Raw genomic sequence first — 23,982 nt, 5'->3', positions numbered from 1 at the left:
GGGCAATAAAAAACCGCCCGGAGGCGGTCTGTTCACTGAGTTGGCGCTAGGCCTTATCTTGCGCCTCGATCGAGGCTGAGATGATCGCCCCGCCCCAGCGGCGTTCGCCGATGCAAATCGGGACGGGGTTACCGCTGGCTGTGGTGTTCTTGGCGCCGCCGAAGGCGTATGACGGTAGGTTCTCGGGCGCTGCGCTCTGCGATAGCCCCTTGGCCTGGGGGCTGAGCATCTGGATGACACCGCCAGCCATCAGTGCGACTCCCAGCGGGGCAGTCGGCGCACCGAAAAAGCTTGCAGCAACCAGAACAGCGCCAACGATAGTTTGCAGCAACCCGGCACGCTTGCTGCCTGCAACAATCGGAACAAACCAGAGCTCACGCGCCCCGCCCATATCAAGGTCGCCTTCTCCGATGTTTTTGCCGTTTTTGAATACTGCGAACCTCAGGCCTCGGCTTTCTGCCTCAATGAGATCTCTGGCAAATCCGGGGTAGTTTGCGTCGAGCGCTTTGGCTGCTTCTTTAGGATCGCCCCGATCCAGAAGAAAACTATGCTTCTTGCCGTATTTTTTACCCAAGAACCCGCCCAACCGAATTCCTGTCATCGAAGCGTTGTGAGCTACTGTTGCTGCCATGTTTCCTCCGGGCAGTAAAAAGCCGCCCGGAGGCGGCTGTTTAGAACGTCGTTGGTTTCACGCTCACGTCCCCATCTGCGGACGTGTAGATTCGGTACTTCTTGGTCTGCCCTGGCTTTACGAGAGCCTCCGCTTCTAGTCGCTCCGCATTCATTCCGCAGAGTGCTTTGCCTTCAAGCGCCGCGCCAACCATCCACTCACCGGCAGGCACGTTGAAATAAGCTTTTTCTTTGGGATTGAGCCGGGCGACGGGCTCACCGTTGATAAATACAGTCGCATAACAGCCTGCTCCTGCGAATCCACTATCACGGGTGACGATGATCCTCCCGCCCTCGCCTACCTCAGACTGATAACCGGTGACCCGACTTTTTGGGGCCTGCTCAGCTTCTGTGAGCGGAACCGGAGATGTTGCGCACCCTGCCAGCAACGCCAGTCCCACCACACCGATCAGAATTCGCATGTGACCCCTCCTTGTTGATGGCGGGAATCTACCACAGCACCCCCTTGATCATCGACGCGATTCCTCGCATTCCGCTCTTATCCTCTCCATCACATCCGGCATCATTGGCGCAGTCATCATGGAGCGGTAGGTAATGCATTCGCGGGGTTCACCACGAACCCTGGAGGCCTCGGACGAAGAGCAGCCTGCAAGCATACAGATTCGCAGGACGAAGATCAGAGTTCGCATTTGATCCTGCAATAACTACAGCAAGCCTTCAAAGCAGCAGCTCAGCACCTTGGCCGAACGAATAGCTATAGCCCAGCCAGAACGCGCTCCACTCTTCGTCACCCCATCCAGACCGACGCTTGACCTGCCTGAGATCATGACGGGCAGCTTGTTTCGCGGTGAAACGCTTCCTAGCCTTCTCAAGATCGAGCAAAGCTACCTTCACGCATGGCTCGCTGAAATCAACAAAGACATGCTTCAGGTACAAGCAACCATGCTGCCACCTTCCATGGTTTAGCTTGGCCAGTACTCGGCCATACGCCTCTAAAATCTCGAGATGCCGATGGCGTCCCACCGTTCTTTCTACCTTCTGGGCGTAGAAATCCTCCAACGACAGATAGCCGTCAAGAGCCGCCGTCAACATCACCGCCTGCCACTCACCGTCGAGTTTATGTATATGGCTGTGCAGGAGTGCCGGGGTAGCGACTCCCAATGATGCGGCCGCACGAAGGGCTTTTGCCTCGCGGGCGACTGTTGGATAGCCTAAAGGGTGGCGCAAACTCCGATAGACATGCCCGACTTGCTGCTTTTTGTAAAAAGTCAGACCGTCTAGCTCTATCCGCAACACACCGCTCTCACCCCCTCTACGTACGTTCGGGGGCTCTACCCAAACTCCTGGAGCGTTGAGAATATCTCCTAGAGGCAGATTGGAAAGCCCCACATTAGTAGAGTTTATAGTCATAGAACACCTGGTAGCTTGGCGGCCGTTTGCCTGCAAGATCCAGAATATAACAGCTAAATCACAAGAAAAACGACGCTTAAGCATGGGGACAGAACTGACACAGTTCCTATCTACTGTGCCAATTTGGATGAAATACCAGTACCGCGCCAGCATTTCGCCATAGTAGTTTTGCACCTCCACCGAACCGCCCCGGTCCGTTGCCGGAAAGCCCATGGACTGGGGCGCCAAACCACAAGGAGAACCCCATGGGGCTCAAGCTACAGAACATCAATTTCAACCGCGCCGCCCAACCAGTAACTGCCCAAGTGATCCTCATGGATGAGCACAACTGCAACGTGAGCGTGAACATCAAGCTGGAAGGGAAGCCCGTCGAAGCATTCAACCTCGAAGAAATCGACAGGCTCGCCCGAGCGGCAGCTAAACATCTGGTAACTAACGCTTAATTTGCCTCGGGCAGTGAGCGCTCTCGCTGCCCTTGATTGGCTTGCTGCAGGATTTCTACCTGCTGCTGAAGGGAGGCAATGACCGATGCCAAGGAATTGATTTGCCCCTGCAGGGACTGAAGTTTCTGATGAGCAGCGTTCATGTAAGCTCCTGTGCGGCCAAGCCGCTTCATTTCGCGTCCCGATGACGCAACACAAGGCGCGTCCGGTCGAGCCATGGCCCGCCGAACACGATGATTTCTGATGGCCTGCCGAGCAGGTGATGCAGCATGAAGGGGCCAGGCCCGAAGACTTGGGCGTGCTCCTCGGGTAGCTGTGCGTCGGCGCCCAGGTAGATGCCGGCATGATTCGGGTGCGCAGTGCGGCCCACTGCCATGACGATCATGTCGCCTCGCTGCGGCTGGCTCACCTGATAAAAGCCGGCCGCTTCGTATGCCTGCTCATACAGGCTCGGGCCGTCTACCTGCTCCCACCACCCCTCATTCCGTGCATAGGCCGGGAACTCCAGCCCCCACTTGCGTTTGTACCAATCTGCACATACCTGCCAGCAGTCCCAGGCACCATGCACGAACTGTCGGCCAAGCAAAGGCGTGTGCCCGGTAGGGATGATGCTTCGCAGGTCGCCTTCCGGCCACGAAAGGATGTGCCAGGGCAAGCCCGTGGCTTCACACATGGCCGAGTCGCGCGGCGACGGCCTGCTGGTCGCGTCCGGATGCGAGTGCACAATACCGATTACCTCGCCCTGATCCTCAGCGGCAGCGTACTGCTCCGGCGAGATGCGGAACTCTTCGGCCGGATCGGTCGCAGTGTTGTCGCACGGTAGGTATCGCTGGGAGCGGCCCACGGCGATGATCAACCCGCAACATTCGCGCGGATACTCAGCCGCGGCGTGTGCTTGCACCGCGGCGAGGATGTGTTTGCGCATGGTCAGCTCCGTGCGATAAGGGAAACGGCCGGGAAGCCGCCAAAGGGCAGTTGGTTGCCTTGGCCGTGACGGACTGTGCACCCAGTGTCGAGGCAGCCATTGCACTGATCCTTGGCAGGATCGTCAGTAGGGTTGCCGTCTAGGTCAAAATAGGAACCGGTGTAGCCGCAGTTCGGCCCACGGTATCCAGCGGTCATCGCCCAGTGACACAATTGCGTCATCTGCCGGCCGATCGTCTCCCCGCCGACATCCCCGGGACTGGCAAGCTCCCAAGCCACTGTGGTGCCGTTCTCGGACACCTTCTGATCGATATACCAAACCTCGATCGCTTCCTCTGCCGGATCGGCCTCCGCGTTACCCGAGGGGAAGTTTGCCGCGTCCAAGTAGCGCGCCATGGTGTGGCGAATCGTCAGTTTGAACTCGAGCAGGTTGTCAAAGGCCAGGCATAGCGCCGTTATCCTGCCGTTGACGTTACCAACAGTCAGCGTGGGCCGAACGGCGGTGCCGTCCGAGTTCGCCTCGATGCCGTCGATCTGCATGGGCCAGGCACCATATTCGTTGCCCTGCCACCAGATCGACTTGGCCGGCAGCTGGTCGGCGTTCGCGCCAGCAGCGGCCAGTTCCTGTGCAGTGTGCGGTATTGCATGCCCATGGAACCGCAGCATGTCGGCGCCAAAATCCGAGCCATCCAGTTCGAACAGCAGGATCTCCGCGCCCGGTTCAAGCTTCTGCAGCTGTGTAATCAAGCTCATGGGTGATACGCCCTTTCAAAGGTCGCAGTGAGCAGGATCACGGCCCCCGGCTTACGCTGCTGACGGAAGGACTCGCACCGGTACAAACCGAGCACGCCTTCGGGATTGGTCCATAAAAATGACTTGGCACCGCGGTGGCGACGGATGAAGGCCAGGATAGGCGCGATCTCGTCAGCCAAGCCGCCGAATGACAGCGCCCAGCTGTCCGACTCAGCGTTCAAACCATTGGTGGAGACCTGCACATAGTTATCGCCAAACTGCGACTTCCGGGTCCGGAGGGTGCTGTCGCCACCGGCTTCATCGTCAGGTGTCCAGGTGAAACTTTCGATCGCCATCAGTGCCTCCCATTACTGTTTCGATGGCTCAAACCCCCGGCTCGCCAGGAATCGGAAATAGCCCTTTCCGCTACTCCTCTCATTTGCCGTTCCATGTTTTGCTGCAGCGCGGCGCTGTCCAACTCCATGCCATCCCCGCTCCGATCTTCCAAAGTCACGGCAACCGGAATACTGAGTTGAAGCACTGTCGAACCACCGCCGGCGCCCCCGACCATCTGCACACCAAGAGACCCATCGGGACCCCGCGCCAGTGGCATGATTGCCTCGGGCCCATCTTCACCAGCGACACCAAGTCCACCGTTGCCCATGCCGAACATCGTCGGGGTGTTGAGAACGGAATTGGTAGCGAACCCTGCGCCCTTGGCGAAAAGCTGCACACCGCCAGACCAAGCGCCGCCCAATGCCTGCGGAAAATACGCACTGCCATAGCCAGCTTGTGACGCACCAAGATTCGACGAGACGGCGCCTGCAGACCCCGGTGCCATGCCGTTACCCCCACCACCGCCGAAGTAGCTCCCCACCGCAGATACGCCCAGCCCGACCAACCCACTTAGCAGCGAGCTAGCTGCCTGCTGGCTTGCAATCCTGGCCATGTCAGAGATCACACTTACGGCGAAGCTCTTGAAGTTGGCCTTACCCGTCATGGCGAACTCGGCCACAGCATCGCGAGCCGAGTTGAAGCCGGTGGTGAGCATGTCGTCGGTTGCCCCCGCCACGTTCGCGGCGTCCGACTGGATGTTCGCCCAGGCGCGTTTGGCGCCGTTGCGATAGTCGCGCTGAGCTTCAAGGCGGGCCTCGAAGCCGTCGACCTCCATTTGCAGCTCCCGTGCCTGGTAGTCGGCGAGATCAGCTAGCCGCTGCTGATAGGCGTCCTGGCTGAGCCGGCGCGAGACATCCTCCTGCTGTTCCTCCAACTGCCGGCGCGACTCGGCATACTTTTGCCGCACCGCGTTCAGCCGATCGGCCTCCTCGCGCTGGTCGTCGCCCATGCCGACGCCGGACACGTCTGCGTCGATGGCGTCTTGCCGGGTCTGCAGCACCACTTCCATAGCCTTGCGATAGGCCTCCGCGCTGTTGCGGCGGATCTCTGCAAGCTTCTTCTCCTCCTCGGCACGCTTCTGCAAAACCGGGTCGGCGTAGGCCGTGTTCAGGTTCTTGATGCCAAGTTCCATCTCGGCGGCGGTGATCTTGCCCGCGGCTTGCGCCTTGCGCAGCCCCTGCACACCCTCCGCCAGATCCTCCAGCCGCTTTTTCTCCGGCAACGCGCGGTCGATGATCGCGTCGAGGGCCTTGATCTCATCCTTCAGCGCCTTCGTGCGGTCCTTGCTGCCCTCAGTAGCATCCTTGTTGGCCTTCTTCTGCGACTCGATCGCGCTGGCCGCCGAAAGAATCGCCTGACGATCTGTTTCGGTGAGGTCAGCGTTTTCCGCGATGTAGCGGTTGGCGATTTTCGTCGCATCGCCGTTGTCCTGGAGGCCGGCTAGCTGCTTCTGCAGCGTCTCCAGGTAGGTCTGCCCCGCCGAGCTCATGCCAACCTTCGCGGCGTTGTTCGCCTGGGTGGCCGAGGTGTTTTCTTGGGTGACGCCGGTGAGCACCCGCAGCGTCTCGGCGATCAGGTTCGAGCGCTGGTCGGCGTCGCTGACCGCACCGGCCTGGGTAATCCACTGCTGCACCGTGCTGGACGGCAGCTGAAGACGGTTGCCGACCTCTTGCAGGATCGGTGAAAGCCCTTGGCCCGCCGTGCGCGCTTCGTTGAGCCGATCAACCAGGCCTTGGTACTCAGCCAACTGCCTGTTGTACTGACCACCGGAGTCACGCGCCGGCGCAGTGACCACGGCAGAGCGGATGGACTGGGCCAGTTCGCCATACGCATCCTTGACCTTTTCCGCCGAGGAGATCTGTTCCTGCTGCCACTTGACCAGCGATGCTTCGCGCTGGTCCTTGTTGAGCTTTGCGAATTCCTCCCGAAGCTGGGCGACCGGCTTGCGCAGATCCTCCAGGCTAACGCCTGCCTGATCGGCGTTGTTGCTCAGTAGCAGGAAGCTGGCAGCCGCCGTGCCGGCCAACAGGGCAAGCCCCATCGGACCGCCCAGAACGCTGAGCAGGCCTGCACTGACTGTCCGAAGGCCGGCCTGTGCAGTTGCTACCGCGGTGGTAGCAGCTGCTTCGCGCTGCCGCGCCTGCGCCAGTTGGATGGACAGTTGGGTCTGTACAGCAGTGCCACGCGCCGCCACTGCTTCGCGAGCTGCCAGGATGGTAGCGGTTTCGGCTTTGTGCTGATCGGCTAAGGCCGCCTGTAACACCGCTTCGGCCTGAGCGATACGCGCGGCGCGGTCGGCCAGCGCCGCTTTTACGGCTAACCCAGACTTAGCGACGTAGTTGGTCAACGCGGCGACGCCAGCTCCCCCCATGGCCACGGCCACCAGGTCGACGTTGTCGGCCAGCGCAATCAGCACATTCGACAGGCCTGCTACGGCGCCGGTCTGCTCTTCCATCCCTCCGAGGAAGGTCTGCACGGCGTTGCCGATGTTCACCAAGGCGTCCTGTACGCTGGTGGACATATCAGCCGCAGCCTTACGGTTGGCCTCAACGGTGCGCAGCAGCCCGGTATTGATGTCGTCAAGCGATAGCTTGCCCTGTACCCCCAACTTCCGGATCTCTTCAGCGCTCTTGCCGGTGGCGTTGGCGATAGCCGTGACGATCGTCGGCATGGCCTCCTGAATGGACACCCAGCCATCGGCCTCGACTTTGCCGATTTGCAGCGCTTTAGAGTAGGCATCCAGCGCTGAGCCTGCCTTGTCGGCGGCGGCGGCGTTGGTCACCAGCAGGAAGCTGAAGCTGTCGGTGATGTCGAGCGTCTGCTGGGTGTTGAACCCCAGGCTGCGCATGACATCGGCAGTGCGAATGTACAGCTCTTGGGCCTCGGCCAGGGGGCGGTAGGTTTCCTGGGCCGTGCGCAGCAGGTGTTCCTGCACCATCTGGTATTCGCCAGCACTGCCAGCGGCAGCTTTCATCCGGTCCGACATCTGCCCGTAGGCGTCGACCTGCTTGATGATGCTGCCGATGATGCCTGCACCGGCCACGGCGGCAAAGGCGCCGCGGATGAGCACGCCAGCCTGCTGGGCCGCGCCACCTGCGCTATCAAACGCGGAGTCGACTTGGGCCAGATTGCGGTCGATCGAATCCGTGGTGCGGGCCACCACCTGGTCAGCATTGGCCAGCTCCCGGCGCAGCTGAGCCGTTGTGGCCTCGATCTGGACCAGCATCCCCTGGACTTGTTGGTCGGCCATGCAAATCTCCAAGCACAAAAAAACCGCCCGGAGGCGGCACGCTATCTACTGTTTAGGCCTCCCCCGCAGGAAGTTCTTGAGCTTTTCGGCGACGCTCTCCCGCTTCTGGGGCGCAGTTGGGGCTGGTCCTTGGCCAGCCTGCCCGCGCCCTGTCCAGTCGAGGCAGGCATCGAGCGCAAGCATGATCTGCGGGATGGGGGTATGCCACGCGGTGTCAGGCGGCCAGCCAAGCCAGCCGGTGGCCACGCCGAATAGATAATCGACGTAGCTGCCGTTCTTCACTGCGCTGTGCTGGCCGCCTCGTCCTTTCCCCGGGCGGCAACGCTCGGCGGCACAGGGTTGAGTAGGACAGTGATGAACTCGGTCAGCTGACCGGACACTTTGGCTACACCGGAGTGGAATACTTCACCGGCGATGGCCGGGTGCTGATCGGGCTTCAGGTCGGCGCCGGCGATGATGATGTCTGCGCAAGCAGCAATGCTCATCAGGCGCATGGACTCCAGGGCTGCGCGCAACCCGCCAAAGCGGGCCTCAATGCGCAGGGCCGCATCCAGCGTCGGCTTGAGGGTGTAGCTGCGTGCACCGATCATCAGCGTGACGGTGCCATGCAAGGCTTCGCTCATTGGGATTCTCGCAACGAAGGAAGGGGCTCAGCCCCTTCGGTCAAGGGACTGCCGGGCCGGCAGGGATTTCAATGATGTCGGTGTTGATCGCGAACGTCATATTGCGACGCACCACGTTATCGGCCGCACCTGGAGCCACGGTGTTGTTCATCACCTTCACCCCGAAATAGAAGGTGGTGGGCAGGATGACAGGGCTTGCATCTGGGTCACCATCGTTGAGCGTGACCTTGACGTTGTAGTTGCCCTTGGAGCGGTCCTTGTGCGCCACCGCCACGGCTTTTTGACCAGCATCGCCACTGTCCAGGCCCACGGTCATGGTCATGTTCCCCGCGTCGGCGGTGCCCTTGTACTTGCGCACGCGACCATCGCTCAGGGAAGTGAAGTTTACGGCACTGAAGGTGTCGCCAAATTCGCCCAGGTCTTCGATCTCGCCCACCTGTACGTACGTGTCGGCCTGGTACTTGGTTTCGCTATCGGCACCGGTCTTTCCGCCGATGGCAAGGCGGCAGCCCGCGGCTGTGTTGAGGTTGTCGTCGGCCATGAGGGTTCCTCCAAAAGGCACATTGGATAAAAGCCGCGGCGCGGCAGATGGGTAGTTCAGTGGGTAGTGATCACGCGGAAGGTGATCGAGCCCTGGTAAGTAATGCCGTCGGCGTCGCGCTGAGCGTCGACCTGCTCGACCCGGATGGATACCGCGCGCCCCACCTCCAATGGGAGACGACGCTCGTCCAAAGCGGCGATGACTTCGCCGTTGATGCGCTTAACCTCGGCCTGACCCACGGCATCGGACCAGACGGACAGGTACAACAGGCGCGTTTCGCGCTTGCGGCCAGCGATTGGGCTGCTGTTGACCGATACCTCCCTGTCGATGGATACGTAGGGCATTTCAGCATTCAAGGGCGCGCCGTCGTATATCGGGCAGCTGACCTCGGCCTGAAGCCTGGCGAAGATGGCCTCCTGCAGCGCCACAGATGGATCAGCCATTGCCGACCCCCTGGCTCGCTTTGAGCAGCGTACGGTTCACGGCGGCCTTGATGTCAGCCATGACATACTCGCGGTTTACCTGGATAGATGGACGCAGCCACGGGTGGGCCGGCCTGCCCGGGATATCCGGGTATTTGCCGAAGAAGTGGGTGCCGTCGCTTTTGTTGGTGACACGCCGGTTGCGATCACCGGCTCGCTTACCGCCGGTATAGCCCTTGGTGCCGTACTCGATGAAGCGCAGGTAGAAAAACCGCCGGTTGTCGCGCTTGCCACGAATGCCGATCTGGGCATCTAAACCGCTGGGCGAAACGTAAACCCTGAGCGCGGCAGCAGCCGCTCCGGTGTCCTTGGGCATCAACTCTCGCTGGGTCTCCAGGATGCGGTTCGCCGCCTCTAGCATCGCGGGCTGCAACTCGTTGTCCATCGTCTTGTGGATGTTGCGCAGCGTCCGGCGTAGACGGATGTCGCCGCGAATGCTCGACCGGCGCGCCATTCCCTACTCCTTGGCCGCATCGGCCTTCGCTGGCTTCGCGGCCTTGTCGGTGACCGCCTCGGCGTAGCCCCGGGCAATCAGGCCTTCGCCATAGGCCTTGTCGACCTCGAATTCTTCGCCCTTCTCACGCTCACCAGATGCGCCCGTCAGAGGGCCTAGTGCTCTAATTTTCATCATTCACCTCATGGGTTAGGTACCGATGAGCAGAGAAGCCTCATCAAGGAGTTTTCGTTGTCCGGCAAAACGGCCTCAACCTGGTAGGTGATCCCCCGGCGTGTCAGGCGCGATCCTGCGACGATATCTGGGCGCGGCCTGCCGATGATTTCGGCGGTTACAACAGCACTCAGCTTTTCAGCCACCGCAATGACCCGACCGCTTGGGGTACGAACCTCACCCCACATTTCAGGGCGAGTAGCTGGCAGCCACGTCACTGTGGCGCCCCCGGATTTATTCCTCTCCTCGTGTCGATGAGCCACCTGCAGCCGATGACGCAGCGGACCGGCCCTCATATGCCCCACCCGATACGATGTGGCGTCAGGAGCGCCTTCGAACCTTGCGGCAGTTCGGTGGCGATGGTCCCGATCACGACGTCCTCGCGGTTGGCGTAAAGGTGGCCGAGGATCAGCAAGCAGGCAGCCTTGATCTGCTTATTGCAGACCATGGGGGACTCGCCGGCATCGTCGGCAGCGACAGCTTCGTCCAGCGCTTGCTGATCTGCGTAGAAGCGACGGTTCAGATAGTCCATAGCCTGCCCTTCTGCCGCCTCGATCAGGAGCTCCAGGTATTCGTCATCATCGTCGGGATCTCGGAGATGATGCCGGGCAATGGTCAAGCTGATGACCGACATACCCTTACTCCTTCAGCGGTTCGAGCGATGCCAGATTCCGCTGCACCAGTTCCTCCGCATGCCGGCGCGGGACCGTATAAGCAGGCCCGCCACGACGACGAAGCTCGCCTTCATCCATGTAAGACCGCAGCGGATAAATCTGAAGAGTCGCAGGGTTAGGGTTGGCCTGGCCCTCTTGTGCCAACTGATCAGCGCTGGTGCTGCTATCAGCCAAGGTTGAAGCGGCCTGACTGGCGTCTTCGGATAACGCAGCGTCAGTAGCGGCGATGCCGGAGCTAGCACCCTGATCGCCCGTGACGACATCCGAGCCAGTGCCAGCGACTGCTTGTCCTTGTGCCGGCACAACGCCCGAGCCTTCCGCTGGAGCTCGAGCGGTTGCAGGAGCCCCCGAGTCGCCCGAAACGCCCGGGTCACCGCTTGCTGGAGGGGGTGCCGCGGCCGGCGAAAGAAGCGAGTCACCTTCAGGCGGGCCATCAGTGGAGTCAACGGTCGAGACCGGATTCTTCGCATCAGCCGTGGAGGCTGGTGTTTCCTGTTTACGTGCCATTGGATTACTCCATTGCGGCGCCATTTCTGGCGCCGATCTGCGGGATGGTTAAGGGGTGACCAACGGGCCAGTAACGAACGCTTCGTCGCGATAGATGGCAAAGGCCAGGCGCTCTTCAGCACGAATCGTTGCCATGTTTTTCTCGAAGTCATCACTGTTCTCGGTCGAGATCAACACTTCGATTTCCATGCGGTCGAAGATCTGAGCGCCGAGCTTGAAGGCACCAACCAGGAAGTCGTTCTGGGTCATGGCCTGGGTGGAAACCACCGGACGATTCCACAGCTTCGCGTTAGTGCCCTCTTGCGGTTGACCGATGATGTAGCGGCCTTCCCCGTCCTTGGTCAGCTCAATGGCCGCCCAGTCGATCGGGTTGAGCACGATGCCGTCCGATGGAAACTCGGCCAGTTCGGCCTGCAGCAGAGCCAGACGCAGGCGGTCAATGCGCTGCTCGCCCACTACTGCAACGCCAGCCGGGGCGGCGTACAGTTGAGCAACGGTCATGAGGCCCTGCAGGTTCACACCGGTACCGTTGCCGTACAGCAACTGAGCCTCTTCAGCCATGTTGAGGCCGTAGCGTGCACGACCGTCGATGTAGCTCTGCAGGGCCTTGGCATCGTCCAGCATCTGCCGACTGGCTTTGAACAAATGAGCGATGGTCCGCACGTTCGCAGTGGTCAGGCCGAAGGTCAGATCGGAGTACGGCTTGGCAGTGGTCTCCGCTACGGTGCGGGCGTTGTTGGTGAAGCCAGTCTCACGGACGTACTCGATGGAGTTCGATTCGGTGGTACCCGGCGCGACCAGGTCGCGAACGGTCAGTCGACGTTGAGCCGGGGCGATAATCCCCGGCAGACGTTGCGTCTGCACCAGGTCACCGCCGGTTGCGGTGGTGATGGCCGCACGCGGCACGGAGACACGACGAGAACCGCGGAAGGACGAGTTCATGTCCTTCATTTCTTCGCTTTCGATCACGAAGGCGCCTACCGATTTCTGCGGCTCCTCCTGATGGTTGCGATCCCGGCTTGCGTTCACGAGCTTTTGCTCGGCCTCGCCCAATCGCGCCTGAAGCTCGCCCTGCTTGGTCAGCAGTTCATCAACCTTGGCGCGGGTTTCGGTATTCATTTCGCCGGAGGCCTTGATCTGCTTCTCGGTCGCCTCGGCCTGGCTTTTGATCTGATCGCCAATGCCCTTGAGGCTGGCGTTGAGTTCCTTGACTTGGGCTTCAAAGTCCATGGTCACTTTCCTTTCAGAGAATTGAGGAGGTTGGTTGCCGCGCTCAGAGAGGCGGAGAGGTCTGGCGCGACAGCGCTGGGCTTATCGGGCGGGGCAGCGTTACGCGTACCCCCGCCGGCAGCGCGAGGCATACCGGACTTGAAACTGGCGAATAGTTCACGGCGCTCGGAACGAGGCATGCCGCCCTTGGCCAGGGCTACATCCATGGCCTTGAGTGCATTGGCCTGCGCGGCGTCTTCGGTTTCGCGCTCGGTGACCTCTGTCGACGACAACAGCCCGGTGGCCAGGCCCAGCTCCACGGCGCGCTTGCCACGGATGTAGGTCTCGTCGTCCATCAGCTCAGCCATGTCCTCTGCCGACTGCCCACTGGTCTCGGCATAGAGGTCGGCCATCGCGGCGTCGAACTCCTGCATGTCGTCGGCGATATCACGCAGGTAATTGCGATTGCCAGCGAGCCAGGTCCAGCAGTTGTGGATCATGAGGAAGGCGCTACTGGCCACCTCACGCTTCTTGCCAGCCAGGAAGACAATCGAAGCCGCGCTGGCGGCCATGCCGAGCACCTTGGTGGTGACCTCATGGCTGTGCTCTTGCAGACGGTTGTAAATGGCGATGCCTTCGAACATGTCGCCGCCTGGCGAGTTGATGTAGACGGTGACATCTCGCTCGCCGATGGCCCGCAGAGCGGCATCGATTCGTTTCAGCGTGACGCCTTCGCCATACCAGTCTTCGCCGATCACTCCGTAAACAGTGATGGTGTCCGAGGTGTTCTCGACTGCCGCCTGGATCGCGGGATTCCATTTTTCGAGCGCGCGCGGGCTCATCTCGCTGCGCAGGCCGCGAGACTGGATCTTGTGCTTCATGGATTGCTCCCTTGATTTACTTTTCCGGCTGTTGGAGCCAGTTCATCAGTGCGGCCCGTGCGGCCTGGCTATCGTTTTGCTTGCCCAGCTGGTCAAGTGGCACCAGGTTGGATTGCACGGTCAGTACATCGCCACCCGGCATGCTCGGAAGGTTTTCTTTCCGCCGGCCCTCGTTTCGGGTCATGTAGCCGTTCTGCCCCATCGTGCTGAGATAGGCCGCGCGACCAGCGCTATCCGCACGCAAGAACGCTTCAAGTGAGTACTCTGCGTAGAACTTGATCCGGTCAACAGCCGTCATGCACCACTTGTTTACGCACTGCTCGATAGGCGCCGTGAAGGACATGATGCAGTAGGTGAGAAACGCGATCTGCTGCTGTTCCAGGCCAGTGCCCCAGTTGCTGCCCTTGTCGGTCTTCATCACCATCCAGGGTGGGACGCCGAACCAGCGGCAGATTTCCTCGATGCTGTGTCCTCTCGACTCCAGCAACTGCGCATCAGCAGGGTTGATGCCGATCATTTCCGGCTTCACGCCTTGCTCGAGCACAGGGCTCTTGCCGGCATTCAACGCCCCGGAGATCGTCTTCACGTACTCACGAAACTCAACGCGCTGGGCCGGGTTCAGCGTCTTGTCGACCGAAAACGCGACCGTGGGCATCATGCCGTTACGGAAGGTGCTGTTGGCAGCATCATCTGCAGACATCGCAGAACCGAACACATCCGCTCCGTACCGAATAGCAGAAAGGCCGACTCGACCATCCAGGGTAAAGGCTGGGATGTGCAGCATGTCCTGCCGCTGAATCTCTCGACGTGCGCCCTTACGGGGCCTGAAGAAGTATCTGAGTCGTCCGTCATCATCGAACTCGAGGTCGACTCTCGACGGCATCAGGAAGTCCAGAGCGATGACCCGACCAGCAGATCGGTGGATCTCGCAATAGGCGTTCCCCCAGAGCAGCATCGAAGCGACGACTGCCTGCCAAAAATGGAAGGCGGCCATATCCTCGTTGGGGCTGTTATGCACAACGTCGTACAGCGGGAAGTCCCGGGCACTTTCCCGGCTTCCGTCCGGCATCCGCCGGTAGATGCTCAACGGCAAGCCGGCCACCGAGGTCGAGATAATCCGGACGCATGCCCACACTGTGGACAGGCGCATGGCCTTGTCGACGCTGACTGACTTCCCACTACTGGACTGGGCACCGTTGAAACCGCTCCAGAAACCTCCATCCGACAGCTTGATGGTCTTGCCGAGCCATTCACTCATGCTGGCTGAAGGCTTGGTGACAGCAGCTCCCAATGCCTGGGATAGAGATTTAATCACTGACAAGCCCTCTGCGGATGAAGCCGGCGATGCAGAAAAAGCTCAGCGATCCCGCGAGCAAAGCCCAGCCGGTACCAGCCAGCATCCAGACGCCCCCGCATGCCAAGCAGAAAGCGACCACTGAGCAGGCGATGAAAATATGAAATGCGTTCATGCGATCAGTGGATCCCGAATGCCTGCCATGAAGTTGTCCATTCCCCCGCGGCCTTCAGGATTGAGGCTGATCAGAGAAACGGCGTTGAAAGTAGCCATGAGCGGATCGATCTTGGCCGTGCCCGAGGCCTGCTTGGTGATCAAGAAGGCGTTGGCCGACGGGACGCCTTTGGCGTTCCCGCACGACCAGGCCATGAGCGGCTGGCCGCAGTGCAGCAGCGTGCCCTCGGCAAGCTTGCGCTCTGTCGTCTTGATCGCGCCGGTTAGCTTCCAGCCTTGGGAAATGCCAACAATCTTGTCTTCCTCGACACCGGCATCAGCCAGGGCGTCGAGAACAGAACCGATTCCCGCGGGGTCGAGCCCGACCTTGTCGAGCAGCCCCGTCTCGTTGATGCGCTTGACGATGGCAGCGAATTCCTCGACGTCATCGCCGATCCGCTTGACGATGGTCAAATCGCCAATCGCTTCGAGATCCTTTAGCCTGGGTGCTTCGGACTTGCGCCGCTTAAGCACCGAGGGATGGGCCCAGGCATGCGCCCAGTGGAACCACCTTCGCGTACCAGCCTCTCGACCTATGACGGCAAGCCCGAGCAAGTCGTCCAGGCCGCCACCGTCACCGCCCACATCAATGACCTCGCACCGCTCAAGGATCTGCTCCAGGTTGAGCCAGGTGGCCGCCTGCGGCTCCCAGAACTCTGCCCCTACCCAGGCGTCCGACATCAGGGCCAGGCCGATCTCGATGTTTAGGTGCTTGGCCAGGAAACCACGCAACTCAGCTTCGCCGTCGATTTCCGCTTGCATGAACAGGCGTTCAAGCGTGGGGCGATCCACCGAGAACCCCATGTTTGGGTTCACCAGGTGGAAATTCTCGGGCTTGCGCGCGGCGCCGCTGTCGATCATCTCTTTCGAGAATTCGTAGATGATCGGCAGGAACCGATTGTCGTTGATGCGGCCATCACGCACGCCACGGGCATAATTCAGCTTCGACCGGAACACCCCGGCCGGCGGCTCGTTCGATTGAGTGGTCAGCCAGATGACAAAGCCTTCAGGTCGGGACAGCAGGCCACCGGTGGCCTCCCGAATCATGTCGGCGGCTTTCGGGTTCTTGCCAAACAGCCATGCCTCGTCGATCAACACCCCAACGGCCTTCTTGCCGCCCACCACGTCGCTATCAGCGGCGACGACCTTCAGCGTGGCGCCCGTCTCGCGGTGAGTGATCAACCGAAGGTGTGGCTGCACGTGCAGCAGGTCCTTCAGCTCTTCGTCGTTGTTGACCATGTCCTTGGCTGGGACGAAGGCGTTGTCGGCAATCTCCTTAGTCGGAGCGAGGATGATGAACTCCGCTGACATCCGCCAGTTGCGGACCAGGGCCGTCAGCATGATTGCAGCAGCGATGGTCGACTTGCTGTTCTTCTTCGGGATGCAAAGCATGAACTCCCGAATCAGGCGTTCGCCTGTTTCGCTGTTATAGCTGCCGAAAACAGCCCCTGCGAAAGCCAGTACCCATGGGGCACATGCACTTTCAATGGTTGGGCTACCTGGGGCATCGACAATGCGCAGCCCCTTGAAAACCTCCAGACTCTCCTCTGCTTCCTGGGGAAAAAGCGGTTCGGGGATGATTGATTCGCTGGCAGCCAGGCGCCGCCACCAGTCAGGGCAGGCCGTGGTCCAAAGCATGCGTCACCCCTTGACGACAGTAAGCGGCGGCTTGCTTTGGGAATACTTGCCCTTGCCGGCCTCTTTCGCGGCCTCCGCCTTTTGCTCTTTCTTGCCCGCCTCGGCCTTCTTCCCGTGGATATACGGCACGGCGGTCTGCGCAGCGTTGCGCCGGTCGAAGACTTTCGCCCGGGGTTCGTTCATCAGCGCGAGCAGCCAGACCAATGGATCATTGGTTGAAGGCAGGCAGCTAAGGAACTCTCCGTCGGCCTCGTTCATCTCGACGGGGTCTTCATTGGCTTCATCGGCCTTCGCTTTGCTGCGCCGCTTTCTCGGCTCAGGGTTAACACTGAGCTCTGCTCTACGAGCCAGAATTGCGGATGCGATCTTCGGATCATTGGCCCAGCGCGAACCAGCTGCGGCAGCAGTAGAGGGCTTACTGCCCGCGGCTTCCGCTGCTTCTTTGTTGGACGCGCCCCGAGCCTTAGCGTCAACAAACTGTCGCTGTTTGTCTGTTAACACCATTAACAAAAACCTTTAGGGGGGAGAAAAATGTCTACGTGGGGTCGGAGGCGGTCTAGCTAGATGAGAACCCCTAGCTTTTTCCCCCCCTTCCCCTTTCGAAGCATGTCACTGACGTGCTTCATGAGTTCGCCCGGCCGCCTCGCGACGATCTGCTGACGCCTCAGCCACCTAGGCCGGCAGCCTCCTCGGCCTGCTTGACCGAGTCGTGGCAGGGCTTGCAGAGGCTCTGCCAATTGGCCTGATCCCAGAAGAGAATCATGTCTCCACGGTGAGCAACGATGTGGTCGACAACACTTGCCGCTGTTGTGCGGCCACTCCGCTCGCAGTAGACGCATAGCGGGTTGTCGCGCAAGTATTGCTCTCTGGCCTTCTGCCACTTGTAGTCGTAGCCACGCTGGGAGCTGGTCATGCCACTTCGCCAACTCCCCGGCGATACAACTTTGATTCGTGTACCGATACTCTCTTTGATTCGAGAATCGAGGGTCTTGAGCCGTCCTGCCATTCGTCGACCTTATATGAGTCAGACTGCGATCATTCATGATTGCATCTAATACTTAGGTATCTGCCTGGGGAGGCTCGAACATGCAACCAAGATTCGTTATCGTTCCGGCTGTGCCAATCGAAGGCGAGTCCTTCCAAATTGGTAACCGGTTCTATGCCGCCACCATTTCGGGCGGCTTTGATATCTATGACAATCAGGAGAAGGAAAGACGGAAGTTCAGCTTTAAAACCAGATCTGAAGCCGCAGAGACGTGCAACAAGATGAATGCCGAATCACGAAACCCAGAGGAGTTATTCCCTTTGCTGCGCACAGACTGAACCGCCACGAAATGGCGCTTCACCAAGTCGTGGCGCGACTCAGAAGGCCGGCCGCTTACTCGCCGCTCCACCCCATCAGCTTGAGCTGATCGTCTATGGCGGTCAGCTCGCTCCTGAAGTGATCTGCCAGCGGCGTTATAATCGTCGCCAGAACCTCTGGCGTCTGGTAGTCACCAGTAATCGCAAGTGCAACACCGGAACCGCTCAGCAACGTATCCAACCGTCGCTGCACCTGGTCGCGCTTGAAGAACAGGCTGTTCGCTGTCGCAATCTGGTCTCGGTTCATCGTTTACCCCTGCGCCTTGCGAGACAGGAACAGATCGGAGTAGCCGCGAAGCTTTTCCACTCCCATGAAACCAACCATGCCACCGGCGAAGGTGGCCATGCCCTGTGGCAGGCCCATCCATTCGAGCAGCGGCACCAGGGCCAAGGTGATTAGGCCGCACAAGGCGCCCTCCAAGAACATCTGCCGGCGGGTGCCGCCGCCATACACCACCCGAAGGACGGCGATCGCGACCGACAAGCCAGCGGCATACAGCTGGGGCTGATGGGCCAGCACCCAGGTGAGCACAGCGGCCCACAGGCCAGGATCCTTCTCGGGCATGTTTGGCATCTCGGTTCCTCCCTTTTGGGGAGCGAATAGATTTGGCCCCAACAGCACTCCCAGCTCGGGGCGATGGGTGTGGTGGAGCCGAAAACGAAAAAGCCCCGGCGAATGCCGAGGCTCTAAGGAGGCTGCTGGGGATGGCGAGTTTGCTCTCGCGCACCTACCGCAAAGTACCACGAAAGATACGGGTGAGGACCGGGGCTGTCAAGCGGCTTCACGACGAATATCGATCGCACCATCGATCCAGGCCACACCTGCCTTCCACAGCTGGCGGGTCTTCTCCTCACCAAAGCCAAGCTTCTTGCCAACATCCCTGAGCGAGGTGTCGCGGGAGGTGTAGTACTTGATGATGACCTGGCCGCACTCTGGGTAACGCTTACTGAGCCGGCCTACCAGACGGTCAATGAACAAGGCATCGTCATCCGTGATCATTGGATCGAGGATGGTGTTCTCCCGCGATGCGCAGCACGAAACGCCGGAGCCCAGTACAACCCAGCGACCCCAGTGCTCCAGCAGGTATTCAGCCGACTTTTCTACGTTGCTCATGTCCTTCCCCCTCAATCGCCGGTGTAGTTGGTGCCGCCGGCGCCGCGCCGGTTGCTTCCCTGATATGTAGCCTCAGGCCCGGATGCCTGAGGGTTCTTCAATTGCTCGATCTGCCGATGCGCGGCCCGCAGGGCCATGCTCAGCTGGGTCACCAGCTCATCCAGCGCCAGACCCTCGCCTGTTGCAGCCGCCACAAAGCCCGAGGCGTTGCAGTGGTCGCATGGCAGTTCGTAGAACACACCCTTGGTGACCGCTCTCCCACGGCACAAAGGGCACTTGTCCAGCTCGATCACGGCCTTTTTGAAGGCTGGGCCGTGGTTCTTCATCACTTAGCTACCTTCAGTCCTTGGGCGGTAATGGACTCAACTACCTGGGATACCCACATCTGCCCATCCATGGCCAGTGGCAGCTCCACCACCACTGCCTCCCGGGAGGCCTGCCAAACCAAGAAATAGATCTGGTAAGGGTGAATCAGCTGGCTTTGGCACCAGGCAGCAAACTCTGCATACCCTGGGTGCCCAGTGATTGCCTGCTCTACCAGCGCCGGGAGGTCATTGCGCATCCTGTTGCCGCTGCTCATTTTGAATCCTCGCTTATGGTGGATACCGGAAGTCCGTCGAAGCCCGCTCGCTCTGCGGCCTTGCAGAGAATCCATGAATCCGTTGATCTATCACCGGTCAAGCCGTGAACCGAGGCGAAACCCTTCTGATCAAGGTGGGCGTGCCACTTCTCCAGGGCCTCACGCTTGCGAGCCATGACGTCGGACTGGATGTACACCTTTACGTTGTGGCCCATCGCGTGGTTGATCAGCAGCTCACCCACCAGGTGGTCAACACCCAGGTCAGCCCAGCCGGTGCGGGCCAGCTTGCGCAGGTCGTGGCTGGTCCATTCGCCCTGCCCCATCACGGTGAACACGGCGGATGCCTTGGCCTCGCTCATGGGCTTGCCCTTGCGCCCCGGGAACAGAAACTCGCCGTCGTAGCCTTCGTTGCGCTGGATCTCGCGGTAGGCCATCAGCAGGAAACGCACCTGGTCGGTCAGTGGCAGACGGTGCTGCACGCTGGTCTTGGTGTGCTCGGCGGGAATAAACCACTCTCGCTCGGCCAGGCTGATGTGGCTCCAGCGGGCCAGGCGGGTTTCGCCCAGTCGGGTGCCGTGGCACAACATCATCAGGGCCAGCACGCCATGCTGCGGCCGGTTGGCCAGCGTGCTCTTCATGCGGGCCATCAGGTCGTCGAGGTGCACACCACGCAGGCGCGACGGCTTGACCTTGACCTTGGCCTTGGAGAAATCACCAAAGCGGATGCCGGCCATGGGGTTCGAGCTGATCTTGCCGAGCTTGCGAGCCTGCCGGAAAGCCAAGGCCAGCAATTGGAACACGAGGCGCACGTAGTCGATCGACAACGACTCTTGCAGCGGCCACATCAGCTCGCGGTCGAGCAGCGCCTTGTCGATCTGGGCCAGCGGGATCTGGCCGAGCCGCGGCACCAGGTGCTGCTTGATAGCCGACGCCGCCGTGCTCTTGCGCTTGGTCGACAGGTTGCGGTCGCGGGACATGCGCTCAGCGAACCAGGCCAGCAACTCGCCGGTCAGCACCCAGCTCGATAGGTTGGAACCCTCACCCGCTTCCAGCCGCAGGCGGATATCAGGCAGCGCAGCGGCCACCTTGGCAGCGCTCAGCTCAGGGTATGAGCCGATCAGGTTCCACTTGCCCTTGTGGATCAGGTACCAAGACCCGCGCTCCCGGGAACGGTGAAAGCGAAAATACAGGCCGTGGTTGCCCAGAGCGCGCAGGTCACGCACCTGGCCGGCGGCCTGCCGGCGAATCTCTGCATCGCTGATTTTCACAGCGGCGGTGTTGGTCATGCTGCAACCTCCGTTTTCGGCAGCAGCAAGTAGGCCCGCAGCTGCTCCATAGCGTCGAAGTGCCCTCGGCACACGATGGCGAGATAGCCCTGATCATTTAGGCGCCGGATACACGCCTGCTGACTGGGCGAGACGGGCGCGGGGTCAACCGTCGCCTTGAATTCGATGTACATGCCGAAATAGCCGCCCCGGGCCATCGGCAGCACCAGACCAGGGATGCCGGCCTTCACGCCCTGGTCCTTCAGCTTTTCAGCAACCTTCTTGTGCCTGTGGCCGCCATTCGGTACGTGGTAGATCAGCTCGAATACGTCCGGGTAGCGAAGCGCGATTTCTTCCATCAACGCGGCCTGCTCTGGGCCTTCCCGGTCTACAGGCTTCGCCCGAGGCTTCTTGGCCCGTACAGGCTTCATGATCGCCGGCTTCACTGTTCAGCCCTCCCCAGCTGGGCTTGGATCTTCGCCAGGGCTTCAGGTGAGACGAACGCCCGGCCGCCCAACATGATCATCGTGTCGCAAGGGACTTCCTTCGCACGCTTCCGGTAACGAAGGGCCGGAGCGTTCTTCCAGTGGCACCACTTCCGCTCTGTCTGCCAGCGAACGGTTTTCGTCCTTGGCAGGTGCTCGCTGACATAGATCGGGATGCCGCTGAACATCATGGCTGGACTGATCATGCGGTCACCTTCCCTTCGCTCACGAGGATGGCGAGCGTTCGCACTACGCCTTCCAGGTGCATCAACCGCAGCTCTTCGTGGCTGAACGTGGTCTTCCTGCGCGAATCGACAGCGTCATGGCACGCGCTGCAAGACCAGGCGCCCTGCAGGTCGTTCGGCTTGATACCCGCGCCGCAGGTGCCGGCCAGGCGGTAGTGCGCCAGAACGGTGGTTTCCGGGTTTCCGTTGCACACGCCAGGAATGCGTACCTGGCACTCCCGGCCGCGCGCGGCCTTAGTCAATTTGGTCTGCCGCATCTTCACAGATCCTCCTTGCCGCGCTGCGACTCCCAAGTGAACGGAAGCACGATCACCCCACCCTCGCGAAGTCGATCGGCAGAGCGCTCACCCATCGCTGCGGGCAGTTCCTTGACACCCAAGTTGGAGATCACGATGGTCGGCAGCATCTTCTCGTAGCGGCCGTTGATGATCGAAAACAGGCGGCTAAGCTCGAATTCGCTCGGAGTCTCTCTGCTCGCTCCAACCTCATCCAGTACCAGAAGAGTGGGCTTGATCAGACCATCGAGAATGCTGCCCTCGGATTGGCCGGAGCTCCCGTCGAACGTCGCGCGGATGGACTGCAGGATGCCGCCAATGGTGCGGTACACCGCTGTGTGGCCGGTTGAAGCCATGACCGCCTGGGCAATGGATACACCGAGGTGAGTCTTACCAGTGCCCGGGTTGCCAACCAGAATCATGCAGCGCCCAGCCTCCAGGTTCTGCTCAAACTCTTCGGCGTACAGGTGGCAGCGGGCCTTGGCCTTGATCTGACCGGGGTTGTTGGCCTGGTAGGCCGCGAACGTCTTGTCCTTGAAACGCTTGGGGATCAAGGCATCACCAAGCTTCCAGGCCAGCTCATGACGCTGACGCTCCACCGCCAGCGCAGTTTCCTTCTCCGTTTGCAGCCGCTTGCACTCCGGGCATGGCGACCGAAATGTGCGACTCAGGACATGGGTAACGGTCGCCAGATACTCGCCGTGATCCTCGCACATGGCCATCGCAGTGGTCTGCGGCGTGGCCATGCTGGCCAAATGAACTACCTTCTCAGAACGCATAAGAACCGTCCTCCCGAGGAATCAAGCCATCGGTGTAATCGCGGCCAGAGAAGCCGTGGTGGTTAGATTTGGCAGGGGCAACCTTGCGTCGACTGTCGTTCACGCGGTTGATCACCCAGTCGGCCTTGAATCCCTGCCAGCCGGCGGATAGGGCCTCAGTGATAGCGGTTACCGCCGTGAGCCCAGCCTCAGCGCACTTGGCCAACTCGTCGTTCACGGTCGCCCATACTGTTTCGCTGACAGCGGCGCGCTTGGCTTTGCGCAGGGCAAGCCAGTCGATCAGGAGCTGCCTGGGGATCTGATGCGGGTTGTCGGCCATCAGCTGGGTCAAGCCGAATGGCGGCTTGCGGTCAGGTTTTGGCTCAGGCTCGAGATTGCCCTCGACCGACCCTTCGGGGGGGGATGAAACATCTTCCGAAGGAAGATTTTCATAGGGGGTTTCTTTCTTAGAATAAAGAAGGGAGTCGGCGGTTTTGGTCTGTTTCGACTCTGAGCCGATTCGGACCACTTCAGCCGAGTCGGCTGTTTTGGTCTGTTTCGGCTCAATGACGTAGACCCAGTCTTTCGGGTCGTTCAAGCCGATGTCACCCCGTGCGCCACCTTCACGGAACAGCACGCGGCGGCGCAGCAGGCTAGAAACAGCCTTCGAGACGGAGTCAGGGTGAACGTTAATTGCCTTCGCAATATCGGTAGCCGGGAGGCGCTGGGCGCCAGCCCCGAAGTTGATTGTGGCCTTGGCCACGTACAGCACAATCTTCATCTCCCGAGCAGGGAGATCGATAGCCAGCAGGCCATCCATGAGCTGGTTGTCCATCCGGGTGAACCCCCTGGACTTGTCAAGTGGGACGATGTTTGTCATGCTTCAACTCGTGTCAAGTTGTAGAGAAAGCCGCCCTGCCAGGCGGTTTTTTTTCGCCTGCGATTCCTGTACTGGATGGATTCGCAGGTGTTTCGGTCATCTACTGGCGCAATGCCAGCTAGCGGATAATTCGACTCACGACCAGTCGAGGCCTAAACCACTCCAAGCAACATCTGGTTTCCGCTTCCACAGGCCCAACGGGTACTGCTCCTTGCGGTTGGGATGGTTAGGCGACGGATTTCTTTGGGCTGTGCTTGCCACTTTCGGTCAGCTCAGCGTGCATTTGGTCTATCGCGGTACCGGCTAAGTAGCTCGGGTTGCTGATCTGCCCATTGCGAATGCGAAAGACTGTCGATATGTCGCATTTGGCACGCTCTGCGATGGCCTTGTAGGTCATGCCAGAGCCAAGCAATGCATCCAGTTTTTTCGGAAGATCGGTAGCACTCATGGCTGCCTCCTTTGTAGATATGCACATCATCATGCACCAGTGCATACATGTCAACG

At 60.4% G+C, this 23,982-nt stretch carries 37 protein-coding genes; 2 read left to right on the top strand and 35 right to left on the bottom strand.

The genetic code is table 11. The features are described 5' to 3' along the window. Nucleotides 1–46 precede the first annotated feature (46 nt). The 3 genes from CKW35_RS21800 to CKW35_RS21785 form a co-directional block, all read right to left on the bottom strand. Entirely contained in the window at nucleotides 47–631 is a 585-nt protein-coding gene (locus tag CKW35_RS21800; protein ID WP_024717333.1) for a tail assembly protein, read from the bottom strand. 40 nt (nucleotides 632–671) lie between these two features. Next, on the bottom strand, nucleotides 672–1,091 hold the full coding sequence (locus CKW35_RS21795) for a hypothetical protein (protein ID WP_016485722.1): 420 nt from the start codon (nucleotides 1,089–1,091) through the stop codon (nucleotides 672–674). Nucleotides 1,092–1,347: 256 nt separating this feature from the next. Further along, on the bottom strand, nucleotides 1,348–2,253 hold the full coding sequence (locus CKW35_RS21785; protein WP_016485721.1) for a lipopolysaccharide kinase InaA family protein: 906 nt from the start codon (nucleotides 2,251–2,253) through the stop codon (nucleotides 1,348–1,350). Between the two features lie 32 nt (nucleotides 2,254–2,285). On the opposite strand from CKW35_RS21785, the gene CKW35_RS21780 reads away from it, so the two are divergent. Further along, nucleotides 2,286–2,483, top strand: a complete 198-nt coding sequence (locus CKW35_RS21780) for a hypothetical protein (RefSeq protein ID WP_016485720.1) — start codon at nucleotides 2,286–2,288, stop codon at nucleotides 2,481–2,483. On the opposite strand, the gene CKW35_RS28285 is transcribed toward CKW35_RS21780, so the two are convergent. The 20 genes from CKW35_RS28285 to CKW35_RS21685 all read right to left on the bottom strand — a co-directional run bounded on the left by CKW35_RS28285 (nucleotide 2,480) and on the right by CKW35_RS21685 (nucleotide 17,520). After that, complete coding sequence (locus CKW35_RS28285; RefSeq protein WP_016485719.1) at nucleotides 2,480–2,626, bottom strand: hypothetical protein; 147 nt, start codon at nucleotides 2,624–2,626, stop codon at nucleotides 2,480–2,482. The genes CKW35_RS21780 and CKW35_RS28285 overlap by 4 nt on opposite strands. A 26-nt stretch (nucleotides 2,627–2,652) precedes the next feature. Then, a complete protein-coding gene (locus CKW35_RS21775; RefSeq protein ID WP_095116855.1) occupies nucleotides 2,653–3,408 on the bottom strand; it encodes a C40 family peptidase in 756 nt (251 codons plus the stop codon). A 2-nt stretch (nucleotides 3,409–3,410) separates the two neighbouring features. Further along, nucleotides 3,411–4,160, bottom strand: coding sequence for a phage minor tail protein L (locus CKW35_RS21770; RefSeq protein WP_095116853.1), 750 nt, complete (start codon nucleotides 4,158–4,160; stop codon nucleotides 3,411–3,413). Further along, nucleotides 4,157–4,495, bottom strand: coding sequence for a phage tail protein (locus tag CKW35_RS21765; protein WP_095116852.1), 339 nt, complete (start codon nucleotides 4,493–4,495; stop codon nucleotides 4,157–4,159). Before CKW35_RS21765 ends, CKW35_RS21770 begins: the two co-directional genes overlap by 4 nt. After that, a complete protein-coding gene (locus CKW35_RS21760) occupies nucleotides 4,495–7,785 on the bottom strand; it encodes a phage tail tape measure protein (RefSeq protein WP_095116850.1) in 3,291 nt (1,096 codons plus the stop codon). Before CKW35_RS21760 ends, CKW35_RS21765 begins: the two co-directional genes overlap by 1 nt. 45 nt (nucleotides 7,786–7,830) lie before the next feature. After that, complete coding sequence (locus CKW35_RS28650) at nucleotides 7,831–8,067, bottom strand: hypothetical protein (protein ID WP_016485714.1); 237 nt, start codon at nucleotides 8,065–8,067, stop codon at nucleotides 7,831–7,833. Continuing rightward, the gene (locus tag CKW35_RS21750) at nucleotides 8,064–8,408 is read right to left on the bottom strand and encodes a hypothetical protein (protein WP_016485713.1); all 345 of its coding nucleotides are present in this window, start codon (nucleotides 8,406–8,408) and stop codon (nucleotides 8,064–8,066) included. Before CKW35_RS21750 ends, CKW35_RS28650 begins: the two co-directional genes overlap by 4 nt. Nucleotides 8,409–8,448: 40 nt before the next feature. Next, entirely contained in the window at nucleotides 8,449–8,949 is a 501-nt protein-coding gene (locus CKW35_RS21745; RefSeq protein ID WP_016485712.1) for a hypothetical protein, read from the bottom strand. 56 nt (nucleotides 8,950–9,005) lie between these two features. Continuing rightward, nucleotides 9,006–9,392, bottom strand: a complete 387-nt coding sequence (locus CKW35_RS21740; protein ID WP_016485711.1) for a DUF3168 domain-containing protein — start codon at nucleotides 9,390–9,392, stop codon at nucleotides 9,006–9,008. Then, nucleotides 9,385–9,885 carry an HK97 gp10 family phage protein gene (locus CKW35_RS21735; protein ID WP_016485710.1) on the bottom strand — a complete coding sequence of 167 codons (501 nt, stop codon included), beginning with the start codon at nucleotides 9,883–9,885 and terminating at the stop codon, nucleotides 9,385–9,387. The genes CKW35_RS21740 and CKW35_RS21735 overlap by 8 nt, the downstream gene beginning before the upstream one ends. A 3-nt stretch (nucleotides 9,886–9,888) precedes the next feature. Further along, nucleotides 9,889–10,059: a hypothetical protein gene (locus CKW35_RS28405; RefSeq protein ID WP_016485709.1), complete on the bottom strand. Its 171-nt coding sequence runs from the start codon at nucleotides 10,057–10,059 to the stop codon at nucleotides 9,889–9,891. Between the two features lie 8 nt (nucleotides 10,060–10,067). Beyond that, nucleotides 10,068–10,394, bottom strand: a complete 327-nt coding sequence (locus CKW35_RS21730) for a head-tail adaptor protein (RefSeq protein WP_080641003.1) — start codon at nucleotides 10,392–10,394, stop codon at nucleotides 10,068–10,070. After that, nucleotides 10,391–10,732 (bottom strand): head-tail connector protein, encoded by a 342-nt coding sequence (locus CKW35_RS21725; RefSeq protein WP_016485708.1) that lies wholly within the window; start codon nucleotides 10,730–10,732, stop codon nucleotides 10,391–10,393. Before CKW35_RS21725 ends, CKW35_RS21730 begins: the two co-directional genes overlap by 4 nt. A 4-nt stretch (nucleotides 10,733–10,736) precedes the next feature. Next, complete coding sequence (locus tag CKW35_RS28280) at nucleotides 10,737–11,279, bottom strand: hypothetical protein (RefSeq protein ID WP_159971692.1); 543 nt, start codon at nucleotides 11,277–11,279, stop codon at nucleotides 10,737–10,739. A gap of 48 nt (nucleotides 11,280–11,327) precedes the next feature. Next, nucleotides 11,328–12,509, bottom strand: a complete 1,182-nt coding sequence (locus tag CKW35_RS21715) for a phage major capsid protein (protein ID WP_095116849.1) — start codon at nucleotides 12,507–12,509, stop codon at nucleotides 11,328–11,330. Nucleotides 12,510–12,511: 2 nt separating this feature from the next. Continuing rightward, a complete protein-coding gene (locus CKW35_RS21710; RefSeq protein WP_016485705.1) occupies nucleotides 12,512–13,369 on the bottom strand; it encodes a head maturation protease, ClpP-related in 858 nt (285 codons plus the stop codon). A 16-nt stretch (nucleotides 13,370–13,385) separates the two neighbouring features. Beyond that, complete coding sequence (locus tag CKW35_RS21705) at nucleotides 13,386–14,684, bottom strand: phage portal protein (RefSeq protein ID WP_095116847.1); 1,299 nt, start codon at nucleotides 14,682–14,684, stop codon at nucleotides 13,386–13,388. A 150-nt stretch (nucleotides 14,685–14,834) separates the two neighbouring features. Then, a complete protein-coding gene (locus CKW35_RS21695; RefSeq protein WP_016485703.1) occupies nucleotides 14,835–16,514 on the bottom strand; it encodes a terminase large subunit in 1,680 nt (559 codons plus the stop codon). Nucleotides 16,515–16,517: 3 nt separating this feature from the next. Next, complete coding sequence (locus tag CKW35_RS21690) at nucleotides 16,518–17,018, bottom strand: terminase small subunit (RefSeq protein ID WP_014756107.1); 501 nt, start codon at nucleotides 17,016–17,018, stop codon at nucleotides 16,518–16,520. Nucleotides 17,019–17,178: 160 nt separating this feature from the next. Continuing rightward, nucleotides 17,179–17,520: an HNH endonuclease gene (locus CKW35_RS21685; protein ID WP_070086602.1), complete on the bottom strand. Its 342-nt coding sequence runs from the start codon at nucleotides 17,518–17,520 to the stop codon at nucleotides 17,179–17,181. 80 nt (nucleotides 17,521–17,600) lie between these two features. Between CKW35_RS21685 and CKW35_RS21680 the strand changes: the two genes are divergently transcribed. After that, the gene (locus CKW35_RS21680) at nucleotides 17,601–17,837 is read left to right on the top strand and encodes a hypothetical protein (RefSeq protein ID WP_016485701.1); all 237 of its coding nucleotides are present in this window, start codon (nucleotides 17,601–17,603) and stop codon (nucleotides 17,835–17,837) included. Nucleotides 17,838–17,892: 55 nt separating this feature from the next. On the opposite strand, the gene CKW35_RS21675 is transcribed toward CKW35_RS21680, so the two are convergent. The 12 genes from CKW35_RS21675 to CKW35_RS21620 form a co-directional block, all read right to left on the bottom strand. Further along, entirely contained in the window at nucleotides 17,893–18,123 is a 231-nt protein-coding gene (locus CKW35_RS21675; RefSeq protein ID WP_016485700.1) for a hypothetical protein, read from the bottom strand. A 3-nt stretch (nucleotides 18,124–18,126) separates the two neighbouring features. Further along, a complete protein-coding gene (locus CKW35_RS21670; protein ID WP_010952643.1) occupies nucleotides 18,127–18,450 on the bottom strand; it encodes a phage holin, lambda family in 324 nt (107 codons plus the stop codon). A gap of 198 nt (nucleotides 18,451–18,648) precedes the next feature. Further along, complete coding sequence (locus tag CKW35_RS21665; RefSeq protein ID WP_010952642.1) at nucleotides 18,649–18,990, bottom strand: antiterminator Q family protein; 342 nt, start codon at nucleotides 18,988–18,990, stop codon at nucleotides 18,649–18,651. Nucleotides 18,991–19,001: 11 nt separating this feature from the next. Continuing rightward, nucleotides 19,002–19,319 (bottom strand): hypothetical protein, encoded by a 318-nt coding sequence (locus CKW35_RS21660; RefSeq protein ID WP_042914264.1) that lies wholly within the window; start codon nucleotides 19,317–19,319, stop codon nucleotides 19,002–19,004. After that, complete coding sequence (locus CKW35_RS21655) at nucleotides 19,316–19,570, bottom strand: hypothetical protein (protein WP_016485698.1); 255 nt, start codon at nucleotides 19,568–19,570, stop codon at nucleotides 19,316–19,318. Before CKW35_RS21655 ends, CKW35_RS21660 begins: the two co-directional genes overlap by 4 nt. Then, nucleotides 19,567–20,856, bottom strand: a complete 1,290-nt coding sequence (locus tag CKW35_RS21650; protein WP_095116846.1) for a site-specific integrase — start codon at nucleotides 20,854–20,856, stop codon at nucleotides 19,567–19,569. Before CKW35_RS21650 ends, CKW35_RS21655 begins: the two co-directional genes overlap by 4 nt. Then, a complete protein-coding gene (locus tag CKW35_RS21645; RefSeq protein ID WP_095116844.1) occupies nucleotides 20,853–21,281 on the bottom strand; it encodes a VRR-NUC domain-containing protein in 429 nt (142 codons plus the stop codon). Before CKW35_RS21645 ends, CKW35_RS21650 begins: the two co-directional genes overlap by 4 nt. Beyond that, nucleotides 21,278–21,526, bottom strand: a complete 249-nt coding sequence (locus tag CKW35_RS21640) for a hypothetical protein (RefSeq protein ID WP_023047631.1) — start codon at nucleotides 21,524–21,526, stop codon at nucleotides 21,278–21,280. Before CKW35_RS21640 ends, CKW35_RS21645 begins: the two co-directional genes overlap by 4 nt. Further along, complete coding sequence (locus CKW35_RS21635; protein WP_095116843.1) at nucleotides 21,523–21,822, bottom strand: DUF1364 domain-containing protein; 300 nt, start codon at nucleotides 21,820–21,822, stop codon at nucleotides 21,523–21,525. The genes CKW35_RS21640 and CKW35_RS21635 overlap by 4 nt, the downstream gene beginning before the upstream one ends. A gap of 2 nt (nucleotides 21,823–21,824) precedes the next feature. After that, nucleotides 21,825–22,619, bottom strand: coding sequence for an ATP-binding protein (locus tag CKW35_RS21630; protein WP_023047629.1), 795 nt, complete (start codon nucleotides 22,617–22,619; stop codon nucleotides 21,825–21,827). Next, on the bottom strand, nucleotides 22,609–23,478 hold the full coding sequence (locus CKW35_RS21625; RefSeq protein ID WP_095116841.1) for a replication protein: 870 nt from the start codon (nucleotides 23,476–23,478) through the stop codon (nucleotides 22,609–22,611). The genes CKW35_RS21630 and CKW35_RS21625 overlap by 11 nt, the downstream gene beginning before the upstream one ends. Before the next feature lie 226 nt (nucleotides 23,479–23,704). Next, nucleotides 23,705–23,926 (bottom strand): helix-turn-helix domain-containing protein, encoded by a 222-nt coding sequence (locus CKW35_RS21620; protein WP_021784925.1) that lies wholly within the window; start codon nucleotides 23,924–23,926, stop codon nucleotides 23,705–23,707. Nucleotides 23,927–23,982 lie beyond the last annotated feature (56 nt).

The organism is Pseudomonas sp. Irchel 3F3 (assembly GCF_900187545.1).
GTDB classification, from domain to species: Bacteria; Pseudomonadota; Gammaproteobacteria; order Pseudomonadales; family Pseudomonadaceae; genus Aquipseudomonas; species Aquipseudomonas fortuita.
Note: the sequence above shows the minus strand (reverse complement) of the source record. Positions and strands in the feature narration are given on the sequence as shown.